15 protein-coding genes are annotated in these 21219 nt (G+C 60.2%); 10 read left to right on the top strand and 5 right to left on the bottom strand.

Annotated features, from left to right (window positions below; genetic code table 11):
* Positions 1–80: 80 nt before the first annotated feature.
* Entirely contained in the window at positions 81–1175 is a 1095-nt protein-coding gene (locus CAY53_RS01065) for a nucleoside/nucleotide kinase family protein (protein WP_245874831.1), read from the bottom strand.
* Positions 1172–2962 carry an extracellular solute-binding protein gene (locus CAY53_RS01060; RefSeq protein ID WP_245874830.1) on the bottom strand — a complete coding sequence of 597 codons (1791 nt, stop codon included), beginning with the start codon at positions 2960–2962 and terminating at the stop codon, positions 1172–1174. Before CAY53_RS01060 ends, CAY53_RS01065 begins: the two co-directional genes overlap by 4 nt.
* Positions 2963–3110: 148 nt before the next feature.
* Here CAY53_RS01060 and CAY53_RS01055 point away from each other — a divergent pair, with 148 nt between their 5' ends.
* The 4 genes from CAY53_RS01055 to CAY53_RS01040 all read left to right on the top strand — a co-directional run bounded on the left by CAY53_RS01055 (position 3111) and on the right by CAY53_RS01040 (position 7838).
* Complete coding sequence (locus tag CAY53_RS01055; RefSeq protein WP_104935566.1) at positions 3111–4397, top strand: 3-isopropylmalate dehydratase large subunit; 1287 nt, start codon at positions 3111–3113, stop codon at positions 4395–4397.
* A 13-nt stretch (positions 4398–4410) separates the two neighbouring features.
* Complete coding sequence (locus tag CAY53_RS01050; RefSeq protein ID WP_104935565.1) at positions 4411–4962, top strand: 3-isopropylmalate dehydratase small subunit; 552 nt, start codon at positions 4411–4413, stop codon at positions 4960–4962.
* Between the two features lie 408 nt (positions 4963–5370).
* Positions 5371–6285 carry a sirohydrochlorin cobaltochelatase gene (locus CAY53_RS01045; protein WP_245874829.1) on the top strand — a complete coding sequence of 305 codons (915 nt, stop codon included), beginning with the start codon at positions 5371–5373 and terminating at the stop codon, positions 6283–6285.
* A gap of 134 nt (positions 6286–6419) precedes the next feature.
* The gene (locus tag CAY53_RS01040) at positions 6420–7838 is read left to right on the top strand and encodes an MFS transporter (protein WP_104935564.1); all 1419 of its coding nucleotides are present in this window, start codon (positions 6420–6422) and stop codon (positions 7836–7838) included.
* A 34-nt stretch (positions 7839–7872) separates the two neighbouring features.
* Here the strand turns inward: CAY53_RS01040 and CAY53_RS01035 are convergent, their stop codons facing one another.
* Together CAY53_RS01035 and CAY53_RS01030 are read right to left on the bottom strand one after the other, a co-directional pair.
* The gene (locus CAY53_RS01035; RefSeq protein ID WP_146106354.1) at positions 7873–8403 is read right to left on the bottom strand and encodes a hypothetical protein; all 531 of its coding nucleotides are present in this window, start codon (positions 8401–8403) and stop codon (positions 7873–7875) included.
* A 151-nt stretch (positions 8404–8554) separates the two neighbouring features.
* Positions 8555–8983, bottom strand: a complete 429-nt coding sequence (locus tag CAY53_RS01030) for a response regulator (RefSeq protein WP_104935562.1) — start codon at positions 8981–8983, stop codon at positions 8555–8557.
* Between the two features lie 226 nt (positions 8984–9209).
* Between CAY53_RS01030 and CAY53_RS01025 the strand changes: the two genes are divergently transcribed.
* Positions 9210–9692, top strand: a complete 483-nt coding sequence (locus CAY53_RS01025; RefSeq protein ID WP_104935561.1) for a GlcG/HbpS family heme-binding protein — start codon at positions 9210–9212, stop codon at positions 9690–9692.
* 76 nt (positions 9693–9768) lie between these two features.
* Here CAY53_RS01025 and CAY53_RS01020 read toward each other — a convergent pair whose 3' ends face one another.
* The gene (locus CAY53_RS01020) at positions 9769–12381 is read right to left on the bottom strand and encodes a cation-translocating P-type ATPase (RefSeq protein ID WP_281261035.1); all 2613 of its coding nucleotides are present in this window, start codon (positions 12379–12381) and stop codon (positions 9769–9771) included.
* Positions 12382–12552: 171 nt separating this feature from the next.
* Here CAY53_RS01020 and CAY53_RS01015 point away from each other — a divergent pair, with 171 nt between their 5' ends.
* The 5 genes from CAY53_RS01015 to CAY53_RS01000 all read left to right on the top strand — a co-directional run bounded on the left by CAY53_RS01015 (position 12553) and on the right by CAY53_RS01000 (position 21130).
* The gene (locus CAY53_RS01015; RefSeq protein ID WP_104935560.1) at positions 12553–13008 is read left to right on the top strand and encodes a Cd(II)/Pb(II)-responsive transcriptional regulator; all 456 of its coding nucleotides are present in this window, start codon (positions 12553–12555) and stop codon (positions 13006–13008) included.
* A gap of 133 nt (positions 13009–13141) precedes the next feature.
* Positions 13142–13957 (top strand): ABC transporter transmembrane domain-containing protein, encoded by an 816-nt coding sequence (locus tag CAY53_RS01010; RefSeq protein WP_219842690.1) that lies wholly within the window; start codon positions 13142–13144, stop codon positions 13955–13957.
* A gap of 313 nt (positions 13958–14270) precedes the next feature.
* The gene (locus tag CAY53_RS12375; protein ID WP_181040340.1) at positions 14271–14990 is read left to right on the top strand and encodes a hypothetical protein; all 720 of its coding nucleotides are present in this window, start codon (positions 14271–14273) and stop codon (positions 14988–14990) included.
* Between the two features lie 702 nt (positions 14991–15692).
* Positions 15693–18683 carry an SPM autocatalytic domain-containing protein gene (locus CAY53_RS01005; RefSeq protein ID WP_181040338.1) on the top strand — a complete coding sequence of 997 codons (2991 nt, stop codon included), beginning with the start codon at positions 15693–15695 and terminating at the stop codon, positions 18681–18683.
* Positions 18617–21130, top strand: a complete 2514-nt coding sequence (locus tag CAY53_RS01000; RefSeq protein WP_146106352.1) for a calcium-binding protein — start codon at positions 18617–18619, stop codon at positions 21128–21130. The genes CAY53_RS01005 and CAY53_RS01000 overlap by 67 nt, the downstream gene beginning before the upstream one ends.
* Positions 21131–21219 lie beyond the last annotated feature (89 nt).

The raw sequence follows: 21219 nt of genomic DNA, 5'->3' as shown, positions 1-21219 counted from the left end.
ACCCGAAGACCTGCAAAGCCTGCGGCCTCATTCCTGCTCATCCTGTCAACCGACTCCGCTTGGCCCATAAGTCAGGCGCTCTAAGCCTGACGCTTCCGCGGCAGCTTCGGCTGGCGCTGGGTGATTTTTTCCACCTCGATTTCCAGGTGCTTGATGGCAATGCCGGTATACTTCTGGATGTGATTGAGGATATAGCCGTTCAGCTCGTGCAGGCCCCCGGCCAGGGTTTTGCCGTAGGGCACATCGATGCCCAGATCGATGCCGTAACCGTGGCGGCCCACATGCACCCGGATCTTGCGCACCAGAATTTCGTCGTCATACTCGTCCACACAGTGGATGATCATCTGGCTGAGTGCAGCCTCCGAGATGGTAACGGTGCCGGTGCCGGCCTTTTCCTGAAACCTGGGCTGTACCACGGATTTTTCAAAGAAGCGGGAGCGCTGGGCCCCGTCGCTGCCACGGGTGCCCTTGAAAAATATGCGGATGGTGTCGGTCAGATTCTGGATAAAGGCGCGCTTGATCTCGATGGCTGGCACGGGAATCACGTGTTTGCCCTCCTCGAAGCGCGACCTGATGGCGTTTTCGATATCCTTTTGGCTGGCAATTTCCTCGATATGAATGACCTGGCTGATGGGCGGCAGTTCCAGCGCCTCGGCCACCCGGGTCACCATTTTTTCCGAGGTGCCCAGGAGCAGGATTTTCTTGATTTTGTGTTCCTGGATAACCTTGACCACCTCGTCCCGGTGTGTGGGTTCAGCGAAGAGGGCGGTGCGGATGGCGCTGATATAGTTCTTGCTCTGCTTGGCCGACTTGCCGGCCAGGATGGTCGTGTCGTGGATGAGCAGGCCGTCGTCGATGATGTAGGGCACGCCCAGCTTTTCGGCCAGCAGTTTTGCCCGAAAGCTCTTGCCGGTACCGCTTTTGCCCACCAGGGCAAAAACCTGAATGCCCTGCAGCCGGCCCTTCACCCGGCTGAAAAACTGGTAGACTTCCTTGCCGGTCTGATAGATCCACTGCTGTTCCTTGCCCGTTTTGCCGCCGCTTTTTGCCGCCTTCGCGGGGCCTGCCTTGACCCGGGCCTCTGGAGCGGGCGCAGGCACCTGCCCCGCAGGCTGCGGGCCCTTTTTTTCCGGGGCTGAACCCATGCCGTTCTTGCCTCCGTTGCCGGCCTTCATTCGCGCCACCATGTATTCAGCCACTGGTCGGCACTGTAGTATAAGGGCAGGATTTCCGGTTGCCGCAGCCACGAGGCATAGGCCAAACGATGGCTGGCCAGATACCAGTTCGGCACCACGTAGTAACCATACCACAGCACCCGGTCGAGGGCGCGGCAGGCCGTGATCAGCGCCTCCTGGGTCTCGGCGTAGATGACCGCATTCACGAGCGCGTCCACCACCGGGCTTTTGATGCCGGCCAGATTGCGCGAGCCTTTCTGATCCGCAGCCGCACTGGTCCAGTAGTCGCGCTGCTCGTTGCCCGGCGACTGCGACTGGCCAAAGCCGTTGACTATCATGTCGAAATCGAAGTTCCTGACCCGGTCCGCGTAGAGGCTGAGGTCAATATGGCGGTAATCCGCCCGAATGCCCAGTTTTTTCAGATTGTGGGCATAGGCGGCCATGACCCGCTCAAAGGCGTTGTCAGCCAGCAGAATGTCAAAGTGGAAGGGCTGGCCGGCCGCGTTTCGCAAAACGCCGTTTTGCATCTGCCAGCCCGCCTGTTCCAGGAGACTCCTGGCCTGCAGGAGATTGCCGCGCAGACTGTGGGGCGGCCTGGTGCTGGGCGGGGTGAGCGGCGTGGTGAAGACCGCCTCCGGCAAGTGGGAGCGCCAGGGATTCAGCAGGGCCAGCTCGGCTTCGTCGGGCAGGCCGGGCGCCGCATAGATGGAATTGGAAAAATACGAATTGCTGCGGACATAGCCGCCGTAAAAGAGACTCTCGTTGGTCCACTCGAAGTCCAGCGCCAGCCCCAAGGCCTGACGCACCCGCACATCTTTGAACAGGGGCCTTCTGGTGTTCAGTATAAAACCCTGCAATCCGGCATCGTTACGGTGCGGAAAGTTCTTCCTGAGCAGTTGGCCGCTGTCAAAGCGCCGGCCCTTCATGTCCCGGTGCCACTGCTTGGCGATATGAACGGAGAGGACGTCGAATTCGCCGGCCTTGAACGCCTCCAGAGCCACGATCGGGTCTTTGTAGCACTTGACCACGATACGCTCGAAGTTGAACATGCCGCGCCGGGCGGGGTGGTCTTTGGCCCAGTAGTTCGGATTTTTTTTGTAGCTGATGCTCTTGCCCGCCACAGCCCGCTCCACCAGGTAGGGGCCGCTGCCCAGGGGCGGGGTCATGAGTCCGGCGCCACTGGCTGCAAAGGGGTGGGCGCTGTAGAAGGCCTTGCTCAGAACCGGCAACTGGCCGGCTATCATGGGCAATTCGCGGTTCAGCCGCGCGAAGCGGAAACGGATGCGGCGCGCGTCCAGGATCTCGGCCCCTTCGATGTCTTGAAAGTACATCTGGTAAAAGGGATGGGCCGCCCCGCTCTTGAGCGTTTCCAGAGAAAACTGCACATCCGCCACGGTCACCGGCGTGCCGTCGGAGAAGGCGGCCCTGGGGTCGATGGTGAAGGTCACGGACATTTTGTCCGCTGCCAGCTCTATGTCTTCTGCGATCAGGCCGTATTGGGCAAAAGGTTCGTCCAGACTGGGCACGGTCAGCGTCTCAAAGACATAGCCGGCAAGTCCCGCAGGCGCCGCGCCCTTCAGGGTGAAGGGATTCATCTTGTCAAAGCCGCCCAGGTCATGTAGGTTGAGCAGCCCGCCGGGCCGGGCCTTCGGCGAGGTATAGGCGAAGCGCTCGAAGTTCTTCGGGTATTTGAGGCTGCCGTCAATGCTGAGGCCATGGCCGGCCTGGAGCGGCAGGGGCATGAAAAACAGGGCGGCCAGCATGAACCGGCGCAGAAAAAACCGCATAGTGCCCTCCCGGGCTGGCTGTTGGTAGGCGAACGGCCTTGCACTATACGCCGGCACTCCGGTCTTGTACAGTCTTTCGCTGTGGGCCTCCGGCCATCTTTCGCAGGGGCGGGCCTGCTGTTTGTTTCCTCTTTTCCAGGAGTGTGTCATGGGCAAAACCATTACCGAGAAGATTTTCGCCGCCCATCTGCGCGACAACCCGGCTCCGGGCAATATGGTGCTGGATATCGACGTCATCATGTGCCACGAAATCACCACGCCCATCGCCATCATGGATTTGGTGGCCAGGGGCAAGGACCGGGTGTGCGATGCCAGGCGCATCAAGGCCGTCATCGATCACGTCACCCCGCCCAAGGATGCCAAGACGGCCATGCAGTCCAAAATCATGCGTGACTGGGCCAGACGGCACCAGATTAAAGACTTTTTCGACATCGGCCGCAACGGCGTCTGCCACGCGCTCTTTCCGGAAAAGGGCTTTATCCGCCCCGGCAACACGGTCATCATGGGCGATTCCCACACCTGTACCCACGGAGCCTTCGGCGCCTTTGCCGCAGGCGTGGGCACCACAGATTTGGCCGTGGGCATTCTGAAAGGCGTGTGCGCCTTCCGCACGCCGCGCTCCCTGAAAATCGTGGTTGAGGGGGCCCTGCCCAGAGGCGTGTATGCCAAGGATCTGATCCTGAACATCATCAGGCAGTTGACGGTGAACGGCGCGACCGATCAGGTGATCGAGTTCACCGGCCCGGTCATTGACAGCCTGAGCATGGCCTCCCGCATGACGCTCTGCAATATGGCCGTGGAGGCTGGCGCGACTTCCGGCGTGTGCCTGCCGGATTTGGAGACCGCCAGATATCTCTGGCCCTTCATCCAGCAGGATTATGCCTCTCCCGAGGACGCGGCCAGGGATTTCAAACGCTGGCATTCCGATCCGGACGCCTCCTATGAACGCGTGCTGGAAATGGACGTCAGCACGCTGGCGCCACAGGTGAGCTATGGCTACAAGCCGGACAAGGTCAGGGATGTGGCCGACATGGCCGGCACGCCCGTCGATCAGGTCTATATCGGCTCCTGCACCAACGGCCGCATCGAGGACCTGCGGGTGGTCGCGGCCATCGTCAGGGGGCGGAAGATTGCCGAGACGGTGCGGGCCATTCTCTCTCCCGCCACACCGCAGATCTATTCGCAGGCCCTGGACGAGGGCCTCATCAAAATCTTCATGGACAGCGGCTTCTGCGTGACCAACCCGACCTGCGGCGCCTGCCTGGGCATGAGCAATGGCATCCTGGCCGAAGGCGAGGTCTGCGCCTCCTCCACCAACCGCAACTTCAGCGGCCGCATGGGCAAGGGCGGCATGGTGCACCTGATGAGCCCGGCCACCGCAGCGGCCACGGCCCTGGCAGGCACAATCGCCGACCCCAGACCTTTCCTTTCCTGACGAGGACTTTGCCATGCAAGACCTGCACAATGCCAAAAAATTCGGCGGTCCGGCCGCCTTTATCGACCGGAGCGACATCAATACCGACGAGATCATCCCAGCCCGCTATCTCACCGAAATCAGCAAGGCCGCGCTTGGCCCCCACCTGCTGGAGGATCTGCATCTGGAAGGCCGGCACTTTGATCCCAAAGATCTCGCCGGCGTCAAGGTATTGGTCACGCGCTCCAATTTCGGCTGTGGCTCGTCCCGGGAGCATGCGGTGTGGGCTTTGGAGGTGAACGACATCAAGGTGGTGGTGGCCGAGAGCTTTGCCCGCATCTTCCGGCAAAACATGTTCAACTGCGGCATTCTGGCAGTGGAACTGGCCAGGGGCGACCTGGAGAGACTCTTCGCCCTGGGGGCCCTGGGGGGCAGGGTGATGATTGCCGTGGATGTGGAGGCGGAAAAACTGAGCGCCAGCAGCGACAGAGGGGAAAGTCTGAGCTGTTCCTTTACACTCAACCCCTTTGACAGGCAGCTTGTCGCGGCCGGCGGCTGGCTGGCCTATGCCGACGCGAAATACTGAAGCCGCAGACCAGCACTGTACAGGCCCGGGGCGGCCTCGCAGAGGGGGCCGCCGCCTGTTGCGTCTGCATGGCGGCTTGCCTTTCGGAGAAAGACTTGACAGGCGGTGCGAAAATTTTTTTACTGTAAGCGCCTTTGGCATGCCTCTCAGGAAAACGGAGCCCCTGATGTGACCTTTGGGTACAGGGCTCGCCGCTGGAACCGGGACAAAACGCAGCAGCCGCTGAGTTGTATGCTCTCCAGCATCGGGAAAACCTGCAGTGAGGACAGGAGCTCCCCGTATCCTGTCGGCATGAAATGGCAGGCTCGCTCAGCGGCGGACCGTCATAACAAGTACATTCACGCGTTTTTCCTTGGCAATGCAGGCCAAGCTGGCCTGTTTTCCGAAGCCCATCCATGGAGGTGTGTGATGCGAAAAATGTCGGCTGTCCTGTTGTCCTCCGTTTTTCTGATGGCACTGTTCTGTGTCGTCAGCGTCGCTCCGGCCTTTGCCTATGGCGGTCACAGCAAGAACCCGCCCCCAAAAAAGGACGCGCTGCTGCTTGTCACCTTTGGCACCAGCGTGCAATCGGCCCAGAAATCTTTTGAGCATATCGAAAAGAAGATGCAGGCCGCGTTCCCCAATACAGATATCCGCTGGGCCTACACCTCGCAGATCATCCGCAGGAAACTGGCTGGAGAGGGCAAGATGATCGACTCTCCGGAAATCGCCCTGGCCAGGCTGATGGACGAGGGCTATCGCGAGGTGACCCTGCAATCTCTGCACATCCTGCCGGGCGCGGAATTTCATGCCCTGAACAGCAATGCCCGCAAATTCGAGGAGATGCGTGGCGGAATCCGGAAGATCAGGATCGGCTATCCGCTGCTGATGGATAACAAGAGCATGGATCAGGTGCTGGAGGTGGCCTTCAAGAGCATCATCCCTGACGAGCGCAAGGCGGAAGATGCGGTGGTCTTCATGGGGCATGGGAGCCACCATCCCGCCGATGCCATCTATTCGGCCATGATGTACAAGGCCCAGAAGAGGGATCCCAACTGCTTTGTTGGCACGGTCGAGGGTTCCCCCACCTTTGAGGAGATCCTCGATCAGCTCAAGGCCAGGGGCGTGAAAAAGGCCTATCTGATTCCGTTCATGACCGTGGCCGGTGATCACAGCATCAACGACATGTCGGGCAAGGATCCGGACTCATGGGAAAGTCAACTCAAAAAGGCCGGTATCAAGGCCGTACCGGTGCTGCACGGGCTTGCCGAATACGATGGCGTGGTCGATGTCTGGATCCAGCGCCTCAAGGCCAGCCGGGAGCGGCAGCATCGGGGTAAATGAGCTGAGCCCGCGCACTGGAGCGCCCGAAAGGAGCCAATCCAGATGAGAAGCCTCCCCTCCTGTCGGGAGGCTTTTTTGTGCTCTCGTGCAGGTAAAGCGCTGCACTGAAGATTCTCAGCCGTTCCGGAGCCGCCATGCACAACCCCGCCCCGCCTGTCACAGCCGACACCGCCCAGGAACGCTCCGCGCTTCTGGTCTGTGCCCTGACTTCCTTTCTGGGCCCCTTCGGGGTCTCGGCGATCAATGTGGCCCTGCCTGCCATGCAGGCGGAACTCCACCTGAAAACCGTGACTCTGACCTGGGTGCCCACCATGTACATGCTGGTCATGGCCATCGCTTTGGTGCCCCTGGGCGCGCTGGCCGACCGTCTGGGCCGCAAGAAGATCTTCGGCATGGGGCTTTGGCTGTATACCCTGGCCTCCCTGCTCGGCGCGGTGGCGCATCATGCCGCCCCCCTCCTCATTTGCAGAGGCCTGCAGGGCGTGGGGGCCGGCATGTTCATCAGCACCGGCATGGCGATCCTCACCTCGGTGTTTCCGCCAAAACGACGCGGCCGGGTCATCGGCATCTATGTGGCTGCGGTCTACATCGGGCTGTCCGCCGGGCCCTTTGTGGGCGGTCTGCTGACCGGTTTCTGGGGCTGGCGCTGCCTGTTCTGGCTCATGCTGCCGTTGGGCGCGTTTTGCCTTGTGCTCATGCGCTGCTACCTGAAAGGCGAATGGCAAAACCCGGATTCCAGTCCCTTTGATCTGGCTGGCTGCGTGCTCTATGCGCTGGCCATCGCGGCCCTGGTCTATGGCGCCTCCATCAGCGCCACCAGAGCGGGGCAGGTGCTTCTGGCCGCGGGTCTGCTCTGCGGCGTGGCCTTTGTCCTGCACCAGTACAAAAGCCGGCATCCGGTTCTGGATCTGCGGCTTTTCACAGCCAACCGCAGTTTTGCCTTTTCCAGCTTTGCGGCGCTCTTCAACTACAGTGCCACCTATGCGGTCACCTTTACCATGAGTCTGTATCTGCAGTACATTCAGGCCATGACGCCGCAGGCCGCGGGCGCGCTTCTGGTGGCGCAGCCGGCGGTGATGGCCCTGGGCTCGCCGCTGGTGGGCCGGCTTTCCGAGCGAGTGCCGGCGCGTCTGCTGTCCTCTGCCGGCATGCTGCTAACCACCATCGGCATTGCCTGCTATACACAGCTTGGCCTGCATACGCCCAAGTCATGGATTTTTTGCAATCTGCTGCTGATCGGCACGGGCTTCGCCCTCTTTTCCTCGCCCAACATCAGCGCGATCATGGGTGCGGTGGACCGGAGTCAGTACGGTGTCGCCTCGGGGGTGGCGGCGATCATGCGGCTCCTGGGCCAGATGACCAGCATGGCCATGGCCACGGTGGTGCTGTCCCTGCTGCTCGGCAATGTGGCCATCACGCCTGCCCTGTATCCACGTTTTCTTGGGGCCATTCACGTGGTCTTCTGCTGTTCCGCCGTGTTCTGCAGCCTGGGTCTGTGCTGTTCTCTGGCCCGGGGCGGCCAGGGCGATCATAAAAAAGGGCCCGCCATCTGACGGGCCCTGCATGTACCGGTACGGTCTTCAGCTCTTATCTGGCAGAGCGGAATTTCTGGTATGACCTGCCCCTGGGCATTTGCCGGTAGCGCAAGGGGCGATACTCGCCCGGATAGTGCTTGTGCAGTCTGGGGAACTGATGCCATCGCGGGCCGTAATACTGGGGATTCGGCCTGAAACAGCGGTCTGCATGCGGCCCGTAACAGCAGTCGTCCAGCTCCATGTCCGAATAGAGCGGATCAGCGGTGCAGAAACATTCCCGGTACATGGGTCTGCCCCTGTGGTAGGCGCGGCCTGGCAGCCAATGCCTGGACTTGTTATGCACGACCACGGAGCCATCAGGGGAGTAGAATCGCTCCTGGACGACGAAGGGGTAAAAGGTCTCGCTGTAGATCGGCGCGCCAAAGGAGTAGTGCTGTTCCTCCACCGTGTAGTGGCCCGTGCCGGGGAAAAAATGAGTTTCGGTCATGACGCGCCCCCTGGCCTGCGCCGGGCCGGGCTGCGCCAGCAGCAGGGCAAAACCGAAAGCCGCCATCAGCTTGAAAATCATGTGTCGCGTTGTCATCTGTTGAACCTCCCAGGGAAGACTGCTGGTGCAATGGGCATGCTGCCCTCGTCCATATTCTTCTTCTCTTCCATCCAGCACATTCCTGATGCAGTCGGGATTCTCCATTATAAATCCACTGCACCTGGTTGCAAGACCGTATTGCGGGAGCTCAGAGCGCTCCGCTTTCCCGGTTGATCAGCGCCTTTTGCGCGGCCAGCTCCACCCTGTCCAGCAGCTCCGATATGTCGATGGGTTTGAGGCAGTAGTCAAAGGCCCCGCCTGCCATGCCGGCAGTGCCGCTTTGCACCGAGGCGTGGGCGGTCAGAAAAATGACCTCCGCCTGGGGCCAGCGCCGCTTGATCCGACGCAGGCATTCCACGCCGTCCAGACCGGGCATCTGCATGTCCATGATGACCACATCCACGGGCTCAAGTTCCAGATGGCGCAGGGCTTCGGCGCAGCAGCCCACCGCGGTGAGCGCGATGCCCCGGTGCTCCAACTGCCGGCCCAGGGCCCGCCGAAAGGCGCTCTCGTCGTCCACCAGGAGAAGCCGGGCCTGCGCGAGAGCGTCCTGCTCCGTGATGCGTGCCGCAATCATAGTCCTCTTTCAGGTGAAATTCCGTATGCTTCAGGTCAGCGCGCGGAGCGCGGCCCGCCTGCCCCCGCATTGTACCGCATTTTCCGCCAGAAAAAACGGCGTTTTTTGCTCTCGCCCGGCCGAGGGGCCGGGCATTCCTGTTGAGAGGGATGGGCGGATGCTCTATACTGTGGAACATTTATGCCAGTTTTGGCGCCAATATTTTCCAACACCAGGGAGGTGTGTCATGCGTTACGGACTTGTTTGTGTTCTGGCCGGATTGCTGCTTGTTGTCAACGGGCAGGCTGCAGAGCTGGTCAAGCAGTTGCCCGATGATCTGACCCTGTCCGAGGCCCGGGCCGTGGTGGACGCGGCGCTGAAGAAGTCGGCAGCCCAGGGCGTGCCCATGAACATAGCCGTGGTGGATGCGGGCGGCAACCTCAAGGCCTTTGTCCGGGAAGACGGCGCGTTTTTGGGCAGTATCGACATTTCGCAGAAGAAGGCCCGCACAGCACGCGCCTTCAACATGTCTTCCGCCCAGTTGGGCGCGGCTGCCCAGCCAGGCCAGGAGCTGTACGGCATCGAGGTGACCAACGGCGGTCTGGCCATTTTTGGCGGCGGCGAGCTCCTGATCCGGGGCGGCGTCATCGTGGGCGCGGTTGGGGTCAGCGGCGGCAGCGTGGCCGAGGATACGGCCGTGGCCAGGGCCGGAGCAGCGGCGGTAAAATAGCTCTTGCTGTCCAGCCCGGCAACAACGGCTCCAGGAGAGGTCCTGGAGCCGTTTTTTGTCTGGCTTTTCCCCTGAGCTACAGGCGCATGGCGCGCAGGCCGTTGGCCACGACCAGGAGGGCGGTGCCCACGTCGGCGAAGACCGCCATCCACATGGTGGCCATGCCGGCAAAGGCAAGAGCGAAGAAGAGCGCCTTCACGCCCAGTGCCAGGACGATGTTCTGCATCAGAATGGCGCAGGTGGCGCGCGAGAGCCTGATAAAGCGCGGAATCTTGCGCAGATCGTCGTCCATCAGGGCTACGTCCGCGGTTTCGATGGCCACATCCGTGCCCCCGGCCGCCATGGCAAAGCCGATGTCCGCCCTGGCGAGCGCGGGCGCGTCGTTGATGCCGTCGCCCACCATGCCCACGCGGCCTTTGGCCTGCTGAGCCAGCCCGGCCACGGCCTCGAGCTTGTCCTCCGGCAGCATGTCGGCTTTGAACTCGTCCACGCCAACCTCTTTGGCAATCGCCGCGGCGGTGTGCGCGTTGTCACCGGTCAGCATCAGCGTTTTAATCCCCAGTTGCCGCAGCTCGCCAATCGCCTCCCGGCTGCTTGCCCTGACGGTGTCCGCCACCGCGAACAGGGCCACCGCTCCCTGTTCGCCCACCAGCACCACCACGGTCTTGCCCGCCTCTTCCAGCGGGAAGATCCGGGCCTCGAGCGCTTCGGAACAGCGGCCCAGGGCCTCCACCATGCGGTGATTGCCCAAATGCCAGAGCTGGCCATCCATGCGGCCCGCCACGCCCTGGCCAGGCAGCGCGGCAAAATCCTCAACCGGCAGCAAAGGCGCATCTCCGGCCGCTTCGACCAGCGCTTTGGATACCGGGTGATCCGAGCGCGAGGCCAGGCTGGCTGCCAGACGCCATGCCCTGTCCGCATCGCCACTCATGCAGAAAAAATCCGTCTGCACAGGCCGGCCCCGGGTGATGGTGCCGGTTTTGTCCAGTGCGAGCCAGCCCAGCTTGCGACCGCTTTCCAGAAACATGCCGCCCTTGATGAGAATGCCGTGGCGCGTGGCCGCGGCCAGGCCACTCACAATGCTGACCGGAATGGAGATGACCAGCGCGCAGGGGCAGCCGATGACCAGCACCACCAGAGCCGTGTAGACCGCGTTTTTCCAGGGCATGGCAAAGGCCAGCGGCCCTGCCGTGGCAATGAAGATCGCCAGCAGGAACACGGCTGGGGTGTAGTAGCGGGCAAAGACGTCCACAAAACGCTGCATGGGTGCGCGGGAGGCCTGGGCCTCTTCCACGGCGCGGATGATGCGGGCGAGGGTGGAATCCGTCGCCGGGGCGCTCACCGTGAACTCGAAGGAGCCGGACTCGTTGATGCTGCCCGCAAAAACCGGGTCGCCTGAGCGCTTCTCGACCGGCATGCTCTCGCCCGTGATCGGCGCCTGATTGACCGTGGACATCCCGGAGGCCACCACCCCGTCCAGCCCCACCTTTTCGCCGGGCCGCACCCGCACCCGCGTGCCGACCGCGACCTGCTGGATATCGACCTCGGTCCAGTTGCCCGAGGCATCCAGCACTGTCGCCCGTTCCGGAGCCAGCGCCAGCAGCTTGCCGATGGCCTGGCGCGCCCTGGCCAAAGACAGAGCCTCGATGGCCTCGGAGAGGTTGAAGAGCACCATGACCATGGCGGCCTCCGGATACTGGCCGATGCACAGCGCGCCCGTGACCGCGACCGACATCAGGGCGTTGATGTTCAGATTGCCGTTCGTCACCGCAATCCAGCCCTTGCGGTAGGTGCCGAGGCCGCTCAGGCCGATGGCGATGAGCGCGGCCAGAAGCGGCAGGGCGTGGACCAGGGACAGCGCGCTTACCCGGTCCAGCGCAGCGCCAAGAGAGGGCAGCCGGTCCAGCGCAGCCTCCAGGGCCGGGGCCTGCCACTGCAACACGAACTCGATAGCCTCGGCCAGAGCCGCAAAAACGCCGGCCACGGCCAGCCGCCTCCAGGGAGTGCGTGAACTTTCGGGAGCGGTCCGGGCTTCGGGTTTGGTCTGGTCCACCAGCAGGGCGCCCATGTTCAGGGATTCCAGTGCGCGCACGATGTTGGCCAACTGGGCCGGCTCGTGCCGCACCACGAGCCGGCGCTGCATCAGGTTGAAGTCCAGGCCGTATACGCCGTCCATGTCGGCCAGCCTGCTGCGTACCAGGCCTTCCTCAACCGGGCAGTCCATGCCGCTGATCACAAAGACCGCTTCCACCCCCGCAAAGGCCGGCGGCATGTCGATGGCCTGCAGCGCGGCCTCGATGTCTGCCGTGGAATCCAAGGTGTGACGCACGCTGAGCAGCCGCTGCACAAGCCGGAATTCCAGGCTGACGACGCCCGGCAGGCGCTCCAGTTTTTTGCGAATCAGCGCCTCCTCCGTGGGGCAGTCCATGGCATCGATGCGGTAGACCACGGTCTGGCCGCTCCCTGTCCCGGAGCCGGCCGCTTGCAGCGTCCCGCTGTGCCCGCAACAGCAGCTGTGCTCATGGGGATGCGGGTCTGCGGGCGCGTGGCAGTGCCCAGTCTCGTGTTCGTGCTTGTGATGATGCGCGTGCTCCGCCGCCCGCTGCCGCCGGATGCGTTCACCCGCCTCGCAGGCGAAGCCTTCGGGATGGCGAGCGCCGCAAGGACATAAAACCATGGCTTCACTCATGTGTGCTCCCTCTGTGTCAATGCTTGTACTGGAGCGGAAAGGTCGTGCCTTTTCCTGTCAGGGACTGTACGGTACAGGCTCTACCTGCTATAGGGTCAAGCCCTTTTTGAAAAAATGGGGGGAGCGCGGCGGCCTTTGCCGCGGATATGGCAAGACGAAGGGGAGGCGCGGATGCAGCTTAAAATCGGTGAACTGGCGAAACTGAGCGGCTGTCAGGTGGTGACCATCCGCTACTACGAAAAGGCAGGGCTCCTGTCAGCCCCGGCACGTACGGAAGGCAATTACCGGCTCTACGATGAGGGGGCGGCGGAGCGCCTGCACTTCATCCGCCACTGCCGTCTGCACGGCATGACACTTTCGGAAATCCGCGAACTCCTGCAGTTCCGGGATCACCCCACAAGGAGCTGCCGCTGGGTCAGCCAACTGGTGGAAAAGCACATTGCCAGTGTCGAGGCCCAGATTGTCGAGCTCAGCCATCTGAAGGAGCATCTGCAGACGCTGCTGCGTTCCTGTTCCGGGGATCGCGGTGGCGATTGCGGCATTCTGGAGCATATTACCGGTACGGAATGCGAGTGCTGCAAAGCGCTGCACTGTCATCTGGGCGCCAGAGGCAGCCGGAAAGGCTAAAGGGCCTGTGACCGCGACACGGTTGCAGGCAATGGGCTGCCCAGGGCGCTGGATCACGGTGTTTCACACAGTGTGCAGCAGAACTGTTTTTCGTGGCAAGGCTCCCTGGCGCCAGCGGCGGAAAGGCTGCTGCATGGATACTATGGGCAATCTGCAGATACAGCTCACCGCAACCGACTCGAAGGGTGCGAGGACGGGGGGCATTTTTGCCCTGATGGTAACGAAAAACCACGAGCCGGTGCTGTCCGCCCCGCTTGCGGATGCGGCGGGGCAGGCTGGGGAGGACTTCAGCTATGTGCTGGCGGCCGATGCCTTCAGCGACCCGGACGGCGACGCGCTTTCGTACAGCGCGAGTCTGGCGGACGGTTCGGCGCTGCCCTCCTGGCTGAGCTTCGATGCGGCGAGCCGGACCTTCAGGCGGCGTCTGGATGCGCTTTATGAGGCGGAGTCGAAGCGTCAGGCCATGCTGGTGGAAACGATTCACGGGATTGCGACGGTCAAGGCCATGGCGATTGAGCCGCTGTTGCGGGGCCAGTGGGAGCAGAAGGTGGCGGCTGCGGTGAGCATGCAGTTCAGGGTGGGCAGGATCTCGATTACCGCCCGCAGCCTGACCCAGTTTCTGGAGCGGATGATGACGGTAATTCTGATCTGGGTGGGCGCTGGTCTGGTTTTTGACGGCAGCCTGAGCGTGGGTGCGCTGATTGCCTTTCAGATGCTGGCGGGCCGGGTGACCTCGCCCCTGGTGCGTCTAGTGGGTCTGATCCACCAGTACCAGGAGGCGGCGCTTTCGGTGGAGAAGCTGGGGGTGGTGATGAACGCGCGCGAGGAGTGGGGAGCGGATCGGCAGGCCATTCTGGAACAGATCATCTACACCTGGGCCGGGGTGGCGGATGTGGCCAGTCGCTTTGCGGATGACTACCCGGAGCAATGCCTGCCGCTTGCGGCATAGTCGGGCTGCTTTTTCATTTTCGGTCTCTGGTTTTTGCCGGCCGGCATTGCAAATAACAACTTGCAAATACGGCCAGAATTTGGTTTCATGAAAATAATTTGGCAACCCCATTTGCCGGGCTGGAATCCAGATGCGACAAATAACTTATCAGGCTGTTGAAAAACTATATTTCAGGTTTCACGCTACAGGAATTTCAATTTTCAAGTAGCGTAGAATCAGTGAGTTGCGGCTCTGCCTGACGAAGATTTTTACTCGCATTGTGCACTACTGCGACTTTTTCAACGGACTGTTATGGCAAAATGGAGGAATAAGCGTGATAGAATGCAAACCAAAAATTAAAGGGAGATGGTCAATAATTGTTAAAGTAGCAAAATATTTTGCCATACTCGGCGGAATTTTTACGTTACTTGACGGTACTATATGGCATAAAATGTTACGCTATCAACAAGAAGAAGTAATTAGAGTCGCATTGCTGTGCACTATTTATATAGTATTTTTAATTATAAAATTTCTTCATAAAGGTAAAATTAATTTTTTTTGGAAAGCATTTCCGAATGTTTTTATTGTAATATTTTTATATCATTTATTCACGATATCTACAGCTATTTTAACGTTTCTTTATGATCCCTTAGCAGGATGCTATGTTGCCCCGAATCTTACAAAGGAAAAAATAATGTCTCTGAAAATTGGTGATAACAGAGACGCTGTGATCAAATCTTTAGGATATCCTGTTAAAGTTATTTCTCCTTATGAAGAAGCCAAAAAAATTCAAGATAGGAATCCTGGTAAAAACTGGGCAGAATATAGCGATGAATATAAAAAATTAATAAAATTTGTATATACATATAAAGGTATATTTAATGCGGGATTTGAATTCAATGTTTACTTTATAGATGATAAAATGACTAGTGTTGTTATAAAGCGAAATTTTGGCGATTATGTTTATAGATGCGGAAAAGATAATTGTCCTGAAATTTTTGATCAACATTCGTTTGATGAATTTTTTGAACTGTCAAAAAAATCAAATCAGTGATAAATAATCTTTTGTATTGATTGCAATAATTTTCTCATTATAAGGAGGTGCTCCATGGGTTGGAAAGATGATTATAAGCGTGATTATCCAAATAAAGGGGAATTTACAAATAATTCAGGTGGTGATATAATAGTAAAGCTTGAGGATAATGATGATAAAAATAAGAATCGGTTTCAAGTCATTAAAAATGGTGAAAAAATATCTGGCGTAGACGGATATTGGGATGATAAGGAGAAAAAGTGGTACAAAATTACAGATAATATAGATGTTGAAGTTGGACCGGATGGAAAACCCAACTGGCATGCTAGTAAATATGGCACTAAAGAGGGAAATTTAGAACGCTTTAAAATGTGGTGGGATGGCCGCCTTCAATCTAAAACTCCGAAAGGCTGGGAGAAGGACCCAACTCAGCACCCAGAGCTTTTTGTCAAAGGTGGCTCGAACAGCAGTGAAGGCAAAGAGCCCGAAAATAACAAGCAGCCATCCACGCCCGCTGAATCTGAGGATAAGGACAAGGATAAAGAGGCTGGGGATGGGAATCCCACTGCGCCCGGCACCCCTGACGGCAATGGTGAACCATCTGTCCCTCATCTGGACGACCCGTCAAAAAAAACGCCGTACAATCCTGATGACGACCCGGATATTCCCCACCTGAAAGACCCGCCGAAGAAGCGTCCGTACAATCCCTTTGTGGACGGCTTGTTGGATGGGTTGAAAGGTCTCTTCGGCACAGCCGGTCAGGATCCCATTGTTCTCGACCTGGACGGAGATGGCGTCGAGACCCTGGGCCAGGATGCGGGTGTGTTCTTCGACCACGACGGCAACGGCTTTGCCCAGCTTTCCGGCTGGGTTGCGCCTGATGACGGTCTCCTGGTCTGGGACAGGAACGGCAACGGACAGATAGACGATGGTTCGGAACTCTTTGGCAACAACAGCCTGCTGGAAAATGGCCAGAAGGCCGCCAACGGCTTTGCGGCCCTGGCTGAGCTGGATAAAAACAAAGACGGCGTGCTGGATGCCAGTGACGCGGCCTTTGCTGCCCTGCGGGTCTGGCGGGACAAAAACAGCGACGGCCAAGTCGGCGAGGGCGAGCTGCTGACCCTGGACGAGCTGGGCATCCAGAGTCTCTGTACCAGCTACACGGTGCAGCAGGTGGTGGATGCCAACGGCAATGCGCTGCGGCAGCAGGGCAGTTTTACTTATGTAAACGGCAGCACGGGCCAGATGGGCGACGTGTGGTTTGCCGAAGATACGGCGCGCACTCTGCCCACCGAGCTGGTCGAGGTTCCCGAAGAGATAGCGGCCCTGCCGGATGTTATGGCCTTTGGCAACGTGTACAGTCTGCATCAGGCTATGGCCCGGGATGGGAGCGGTGCCTTGAAATCCCTGGTGGAGCGCTTTGCCGCGGAGACGGATGTGGCGGCTCGGCAGGCCATTCTGGAACAGCTCATCTATACCTGGGCCGGGGTGGCAGGCCTTGCCCCGGACAGCCGGGGCGGCAATATCGACGCCCGCATCGTGGCCGCCATGGAGGCCTTTATGGGTTCGGCTTTCCGTCAGGGCGGCTCTTCCCCCAATCCCAATCAGCACGGCGCGAAATACCTCAGCGAGGCCTTTGCCAGGTTGAAGGACTATGTGGATGGTCAGCTCATGGCGCAGACGCATCTGGCGCCGCTGCTGGCAGGTATTAAGCTGAGCATCGATCCGGCGACTTGGGAACTGAGCTTTGACTTCAGCCGGAGCATGGCCCTGCTGCAGGAGAGCTGGACAGCGGACAGCGGCAGATGTTCCGCTCTGCTGCAGTCCCTGGTTCGTTATTTGAGCAGTTATGGCGAGGATGGGGAGCGGGTGCTCGATGCTTTCCGGGCCGCGGGCGATCTGGATGGCGATGCCTTTGCCTTTGCGGTGGCGAGCGCGGGACTGCAGGTGCTCAGGCCGGGCACAGGAGACCAAGAGCGGCTGAGCGGCACGGCAGGCGACGATCTGTACCTGATTGCTCCCCGGGGCGGGCAGGAGATTACGATAAGCTCCGGCGAGGGCAAGGACAGACTGCGCTTTGGCGAGGGGATCGGGCTTTCCGACATCCGTCTGGAGCAATCGGGCTATGATCTGATCATTCGGGTTGGTGAAAGCGGGCAGAGTGTGAAACTGGAGTACTGGTACTATCCGAACTATGCGGACAGGCGTGTGGATGTGTTTGCCTTTGCGGACGGCAGGAGCCTGAGCTGGCAGGAACTGCTGGCGCAGAAGGCGGTGAGTCTGGCCACGGAAGGCGGACAGCTGGACGGCAATGAGGGGGTGGATGATGTGCTGCGGGGCAGCACGCTTGCCAAAGCCGGGAGCACTGAAACGCTGCGGGGTCTTGGCGGGCGGGATCGCCTCTATGCGGGGTTGTCCCAGACCGCGTCTCTGTATGGTGGCAGGGATGACGACCAGCTCTTCACCAATGCGGCCGCCACGAGCTCCTCTCTGTATGGGGAGGATGGCGACGATCTGCTGGTCAACCAGAGCGGGAGTGCAGCGACTACGCGGATGACAGGCGGGGCGGGCTCGGACGAGTATCTGATCCAGGCGGGGAGCGGGGAGACGGTGATCGAGCTGGACGGAGATACGGAGAGTACGGACACGCTGCGCTTTGGCGAGGGGATCGGGCTTTCCGACATCCGTCTGGAGCAATCGGGCTATGATCTGATCATTCGGGTTGGTGAAAGCGGGCAGAGTGTGAAACTGGAGTACTGGTACTATCCGAACTATGCGGACAGGCGTGTGGATGTGTTTGCCTTTGCGGACGGCAGGAGCCTGAGCTGGCAGGAACTGCTGGCGCAGAAGGCGGTGAGTCTGGCCACGGAAGGCGGACAGCTGGACGGCAATGAGGGGGTGGATGATGTGCTGCGAGGCAGCACTGTTGCCAAAGCCGGGAGCACTGAAACGCTGCGGGGCCTTGGCGGGCGGGATCGCCTCTATGCGGGGTTGTCTTCGACCGCGTCTCTCTATGGCGGCAGGGATGACGACCAGCTCTTCACCAATGCGGCTGCCACAAAATCGTATCTGTATGGGGAGGAAGGCGACGATCTGCTGGTCAACCAGAGCGGGAGTGCGGCGACTACGCGGATGACAGGCGGGGCGGGCTCGGACGAGTATCTGATCCAGGCGGGGAGCGGGGAGACGGTGATCGAGCTGGACGGAGATACGGAGAGTACGGACACGCTGCGCTTTGGCGAGGGGATCGGGCTTTCCGACATCCGTCTGGAGCAATCGGGCTATGATCTGATCATTCGGGTTGGTGAAAGCGGGCAGAGTGTGAAACTGGAGTACTGGTACTATCCGAACTATGCGGACAGGCGTGTGGATGTGTTTGCCTTTGCGGACGGCAGGAGCCTGAGCTGGCAGGAGCTGCTGGCGCAGAAGGCGGTGAGTCTGGCCACGGAAGGCGGACAGCTGGACGGCAATGAGGGGGTGGATGATGTGCTGCGGGGCAGCACTGTTGCCAAAGCCGGGAGCACTGAAACGCTGCGGGGCCTTGGCGGGGGGATCGCCTCTATGCCGGGTTGTCTTCGACTGCGTCTCTGTATGGTGGCAGGGATGACGACCAGCTCTTCACCAATGCGGCCGCCACAAAATCGTATTTGTACGGGGAGGAAGGCGACGATCTGCTGGTCAACCAGAGCGGGAGTGCGGCGACTACGCAGATGAGAGGCGGGGCGGGCTCGGACGAGTATCTGATCCAGGCGGGGAGCGGGGAGACGGTGATCGATCTGGATGGGGATGAGAAGAGCACGGACACGCTGCGCTTTGGGGCGGGGATCGGGCTTTCCGACATCCGTCTGGAGAAATCGGGCTATGATCTGATCATCCGGGTTGGTGAAAGCGGGCAGAGTGTGAAACTGGCGGACTGGTACTACGTCAATGCGGACAGGCGTGTGGATGTGTTTGCCTTTGCGGACGGCAGGAGCCTGAGCTGGCAGGAACTGCTGGCGCAGAAGGCGGTGACTCTGGCCACGGAAGGCGGACAGCTGGACGGCAATGAGGGGGTGGATGATGTGCTGCGGGGCAGCACTGTTGCCAAAGCCGGGAGCACTGAAACGCTGCGGGGCCTTGGCGGGGGGGATCGCCTCTATGCCGGGTTGTCTTCGACTGCGTCTCTGTATGGTGGCAGGGATGACGACCAGCTCTTCACCAATGCGGCCGCCACAAAATCGTATTTGTACGGGGAGGAGGGCGACGATCTGCTGGTCAACCAGAGCGGGAGTGCGGCGACTACGCAGATGAGAGGCGGGGCGGGCTCGGACGAGTATCTGATCCAGGCGGGGAGCGGGGAGACGGTGATCGATCTGGATGGGGATGAGAAGAGCACGGACACGCTGCGCTTTGGCGAGGGGATCGGGCTTTCCGACATCAGTCTGGAGAAATCGGGCTATGATCTGATCATCCGGGTTGGCGAAGGCGGGCAGAGTGTGAAACTGGCGGACTGGTACTACGTCCATGCGGACAGGCGTGTGGATGTGTTTGCCTTTGCGGACGGCAGGAGCCTGAGCTGGCAGGAGCTGCTGGCGCAGAAGGCGGTGAGTCTGGCCATGGAAGGCGGACAGCTGGACGGCAATGAGGGGGTGGATGATGTGCTGCGAGGCAGCACTGTTGCCAAAGCCGGGAGCACTGAAACGCTGCGGGGTCTTGGCGGGCGGGATCGCCTCTATGCGGGGTTGTCTTCGACCGCGTCTCTGTATGGTGGCAGGGATGACGACCAGCTCTTCACCAATGCGGCTGCCACAAAATCGTATCTGTACGGGGAGGAGGGCGACGATCTGCTGGTCAACCAGAGCGGGAGTGCGGCGACTACGCGGATGAGAGGCGGGGCGGGCTCGGACGAGTATCTGATCCAGGCGGGGAGCGGGGAGACGGTGATCGATCTGGATGGGGATGAGAAGAGCACGGACACGCTGCGCTTTGGGGAGGGGATCGGGCTTTCCGACATCAGTCTGGAGAAATCGGGCTATGATCTGATCATCCGGGTTGGCGAAGGCGGGCAGAGTGTGAAACTGGCGGACTGGTACTACGTCCATGCGGACAGGCGTGTGGATGTGTTTGCCTTTGCGGACGGCAGGAGCCTGAGCTGGCAGGAGCTGCTGGCGCAGAAGGCGGTGACTCTGGCCATGGAAGGCGGACAGCTGGACGGCAATGAGGGGGTGGATGATGTGCTGCGAGGCAGCACTGTTGCCAAAGCCGGGAGCACTGAAACGCTGCGGGGCCTTGGCGGGCGGGATCGCCTCTATGCGGGGTTGTCCCAGACTGCGTCTCTGTATGGTGGCAGGGATGACGACCAGCTCTTCACCAATGCGGCCGCCACAAAATCGTATCTGTACGGGGAAGAAGGTGACGATCTGCTGGTCAACCAGAGCGGGAGTGCGGCGACTACGCGGATGAGAGGCGGGGCGGGCTCGGACGAGTATCTGATCCAGGCGGGGAGCGGGGAGACGGTGATCGAGCTGGATGGGGATGAGAAGAGTACGGACACGCTGCGCTTTGGGGAGGGGATCGGGCTTTCCGACATCAGTCTGGAGAAATCGGGCTATGATCTGATCATCCGGATTGGCGAGAGCGGGCAGAGTGTGAAACTGGAGTACTGGTACTATCCGAGCTATGCGGACAGGCGTGTGGATGTGTTTGCCTTTGCGGACGGCAAGAGCCTGAGCTGGCAGGAGCTGCTGGCGCAGAAGGCGGTGAGCGCCGCGAACGGCGGTTACCTGCAGGGCAACGAGGGGCTTGGAGACATCCTTTCCGGCGGCTCCAAAAGTACGGTTCTGACGGGTGGCAGCGGGGCAGACGTTTTTCTGTTCAGGGATGCGCTGGACGAAACGAACAATGTAGACCGGATTACGGACTTCAAGCCGGGCGAAGACAAGCTGCATCTGAGCCGGTCGGTGTTCACGGCCCTTTCTGAAGCGGGCCCGCTTGCAGACAGCCTTTTTGTGGCCAATGCCACAGGCTCTGCCCTGGATGACCGGGACTGCATCCTCTACAACACCACGACAGGGGCGCTTCTGTACGATCCGGACGGCACCGGAGCAGGAGCTGCGATCCAGTTTGCCCGGCTGGATAGCAGGCCGGAACTCAAGGCCAGCGACTTCTTCGTGGTGAAATAGGCGGCCGGCCACAGGGCGGAGCGGAGCCGCCCATGAACTTGCACTGAACCGGATTCCAGGTCTTTGCATGCTCCTGGATTTTCTGTACA

The organism is Desulfobulbus oralis (assembly GCF_002952055.1).
In the GTDB taxonomy this organism is placed as follows: Bacteria; Desulfobacterota; Desulfobulbia; order Desulfobulbales; family Desulfobulbaceae; genus Desulfobulbus; species Desulfobulbus oralis.
The sequence above is the reverse complement of the archived record's forward strand: the minus strand, read 5'-3'. Positions and strand labels throughout refer to the sequence as shown.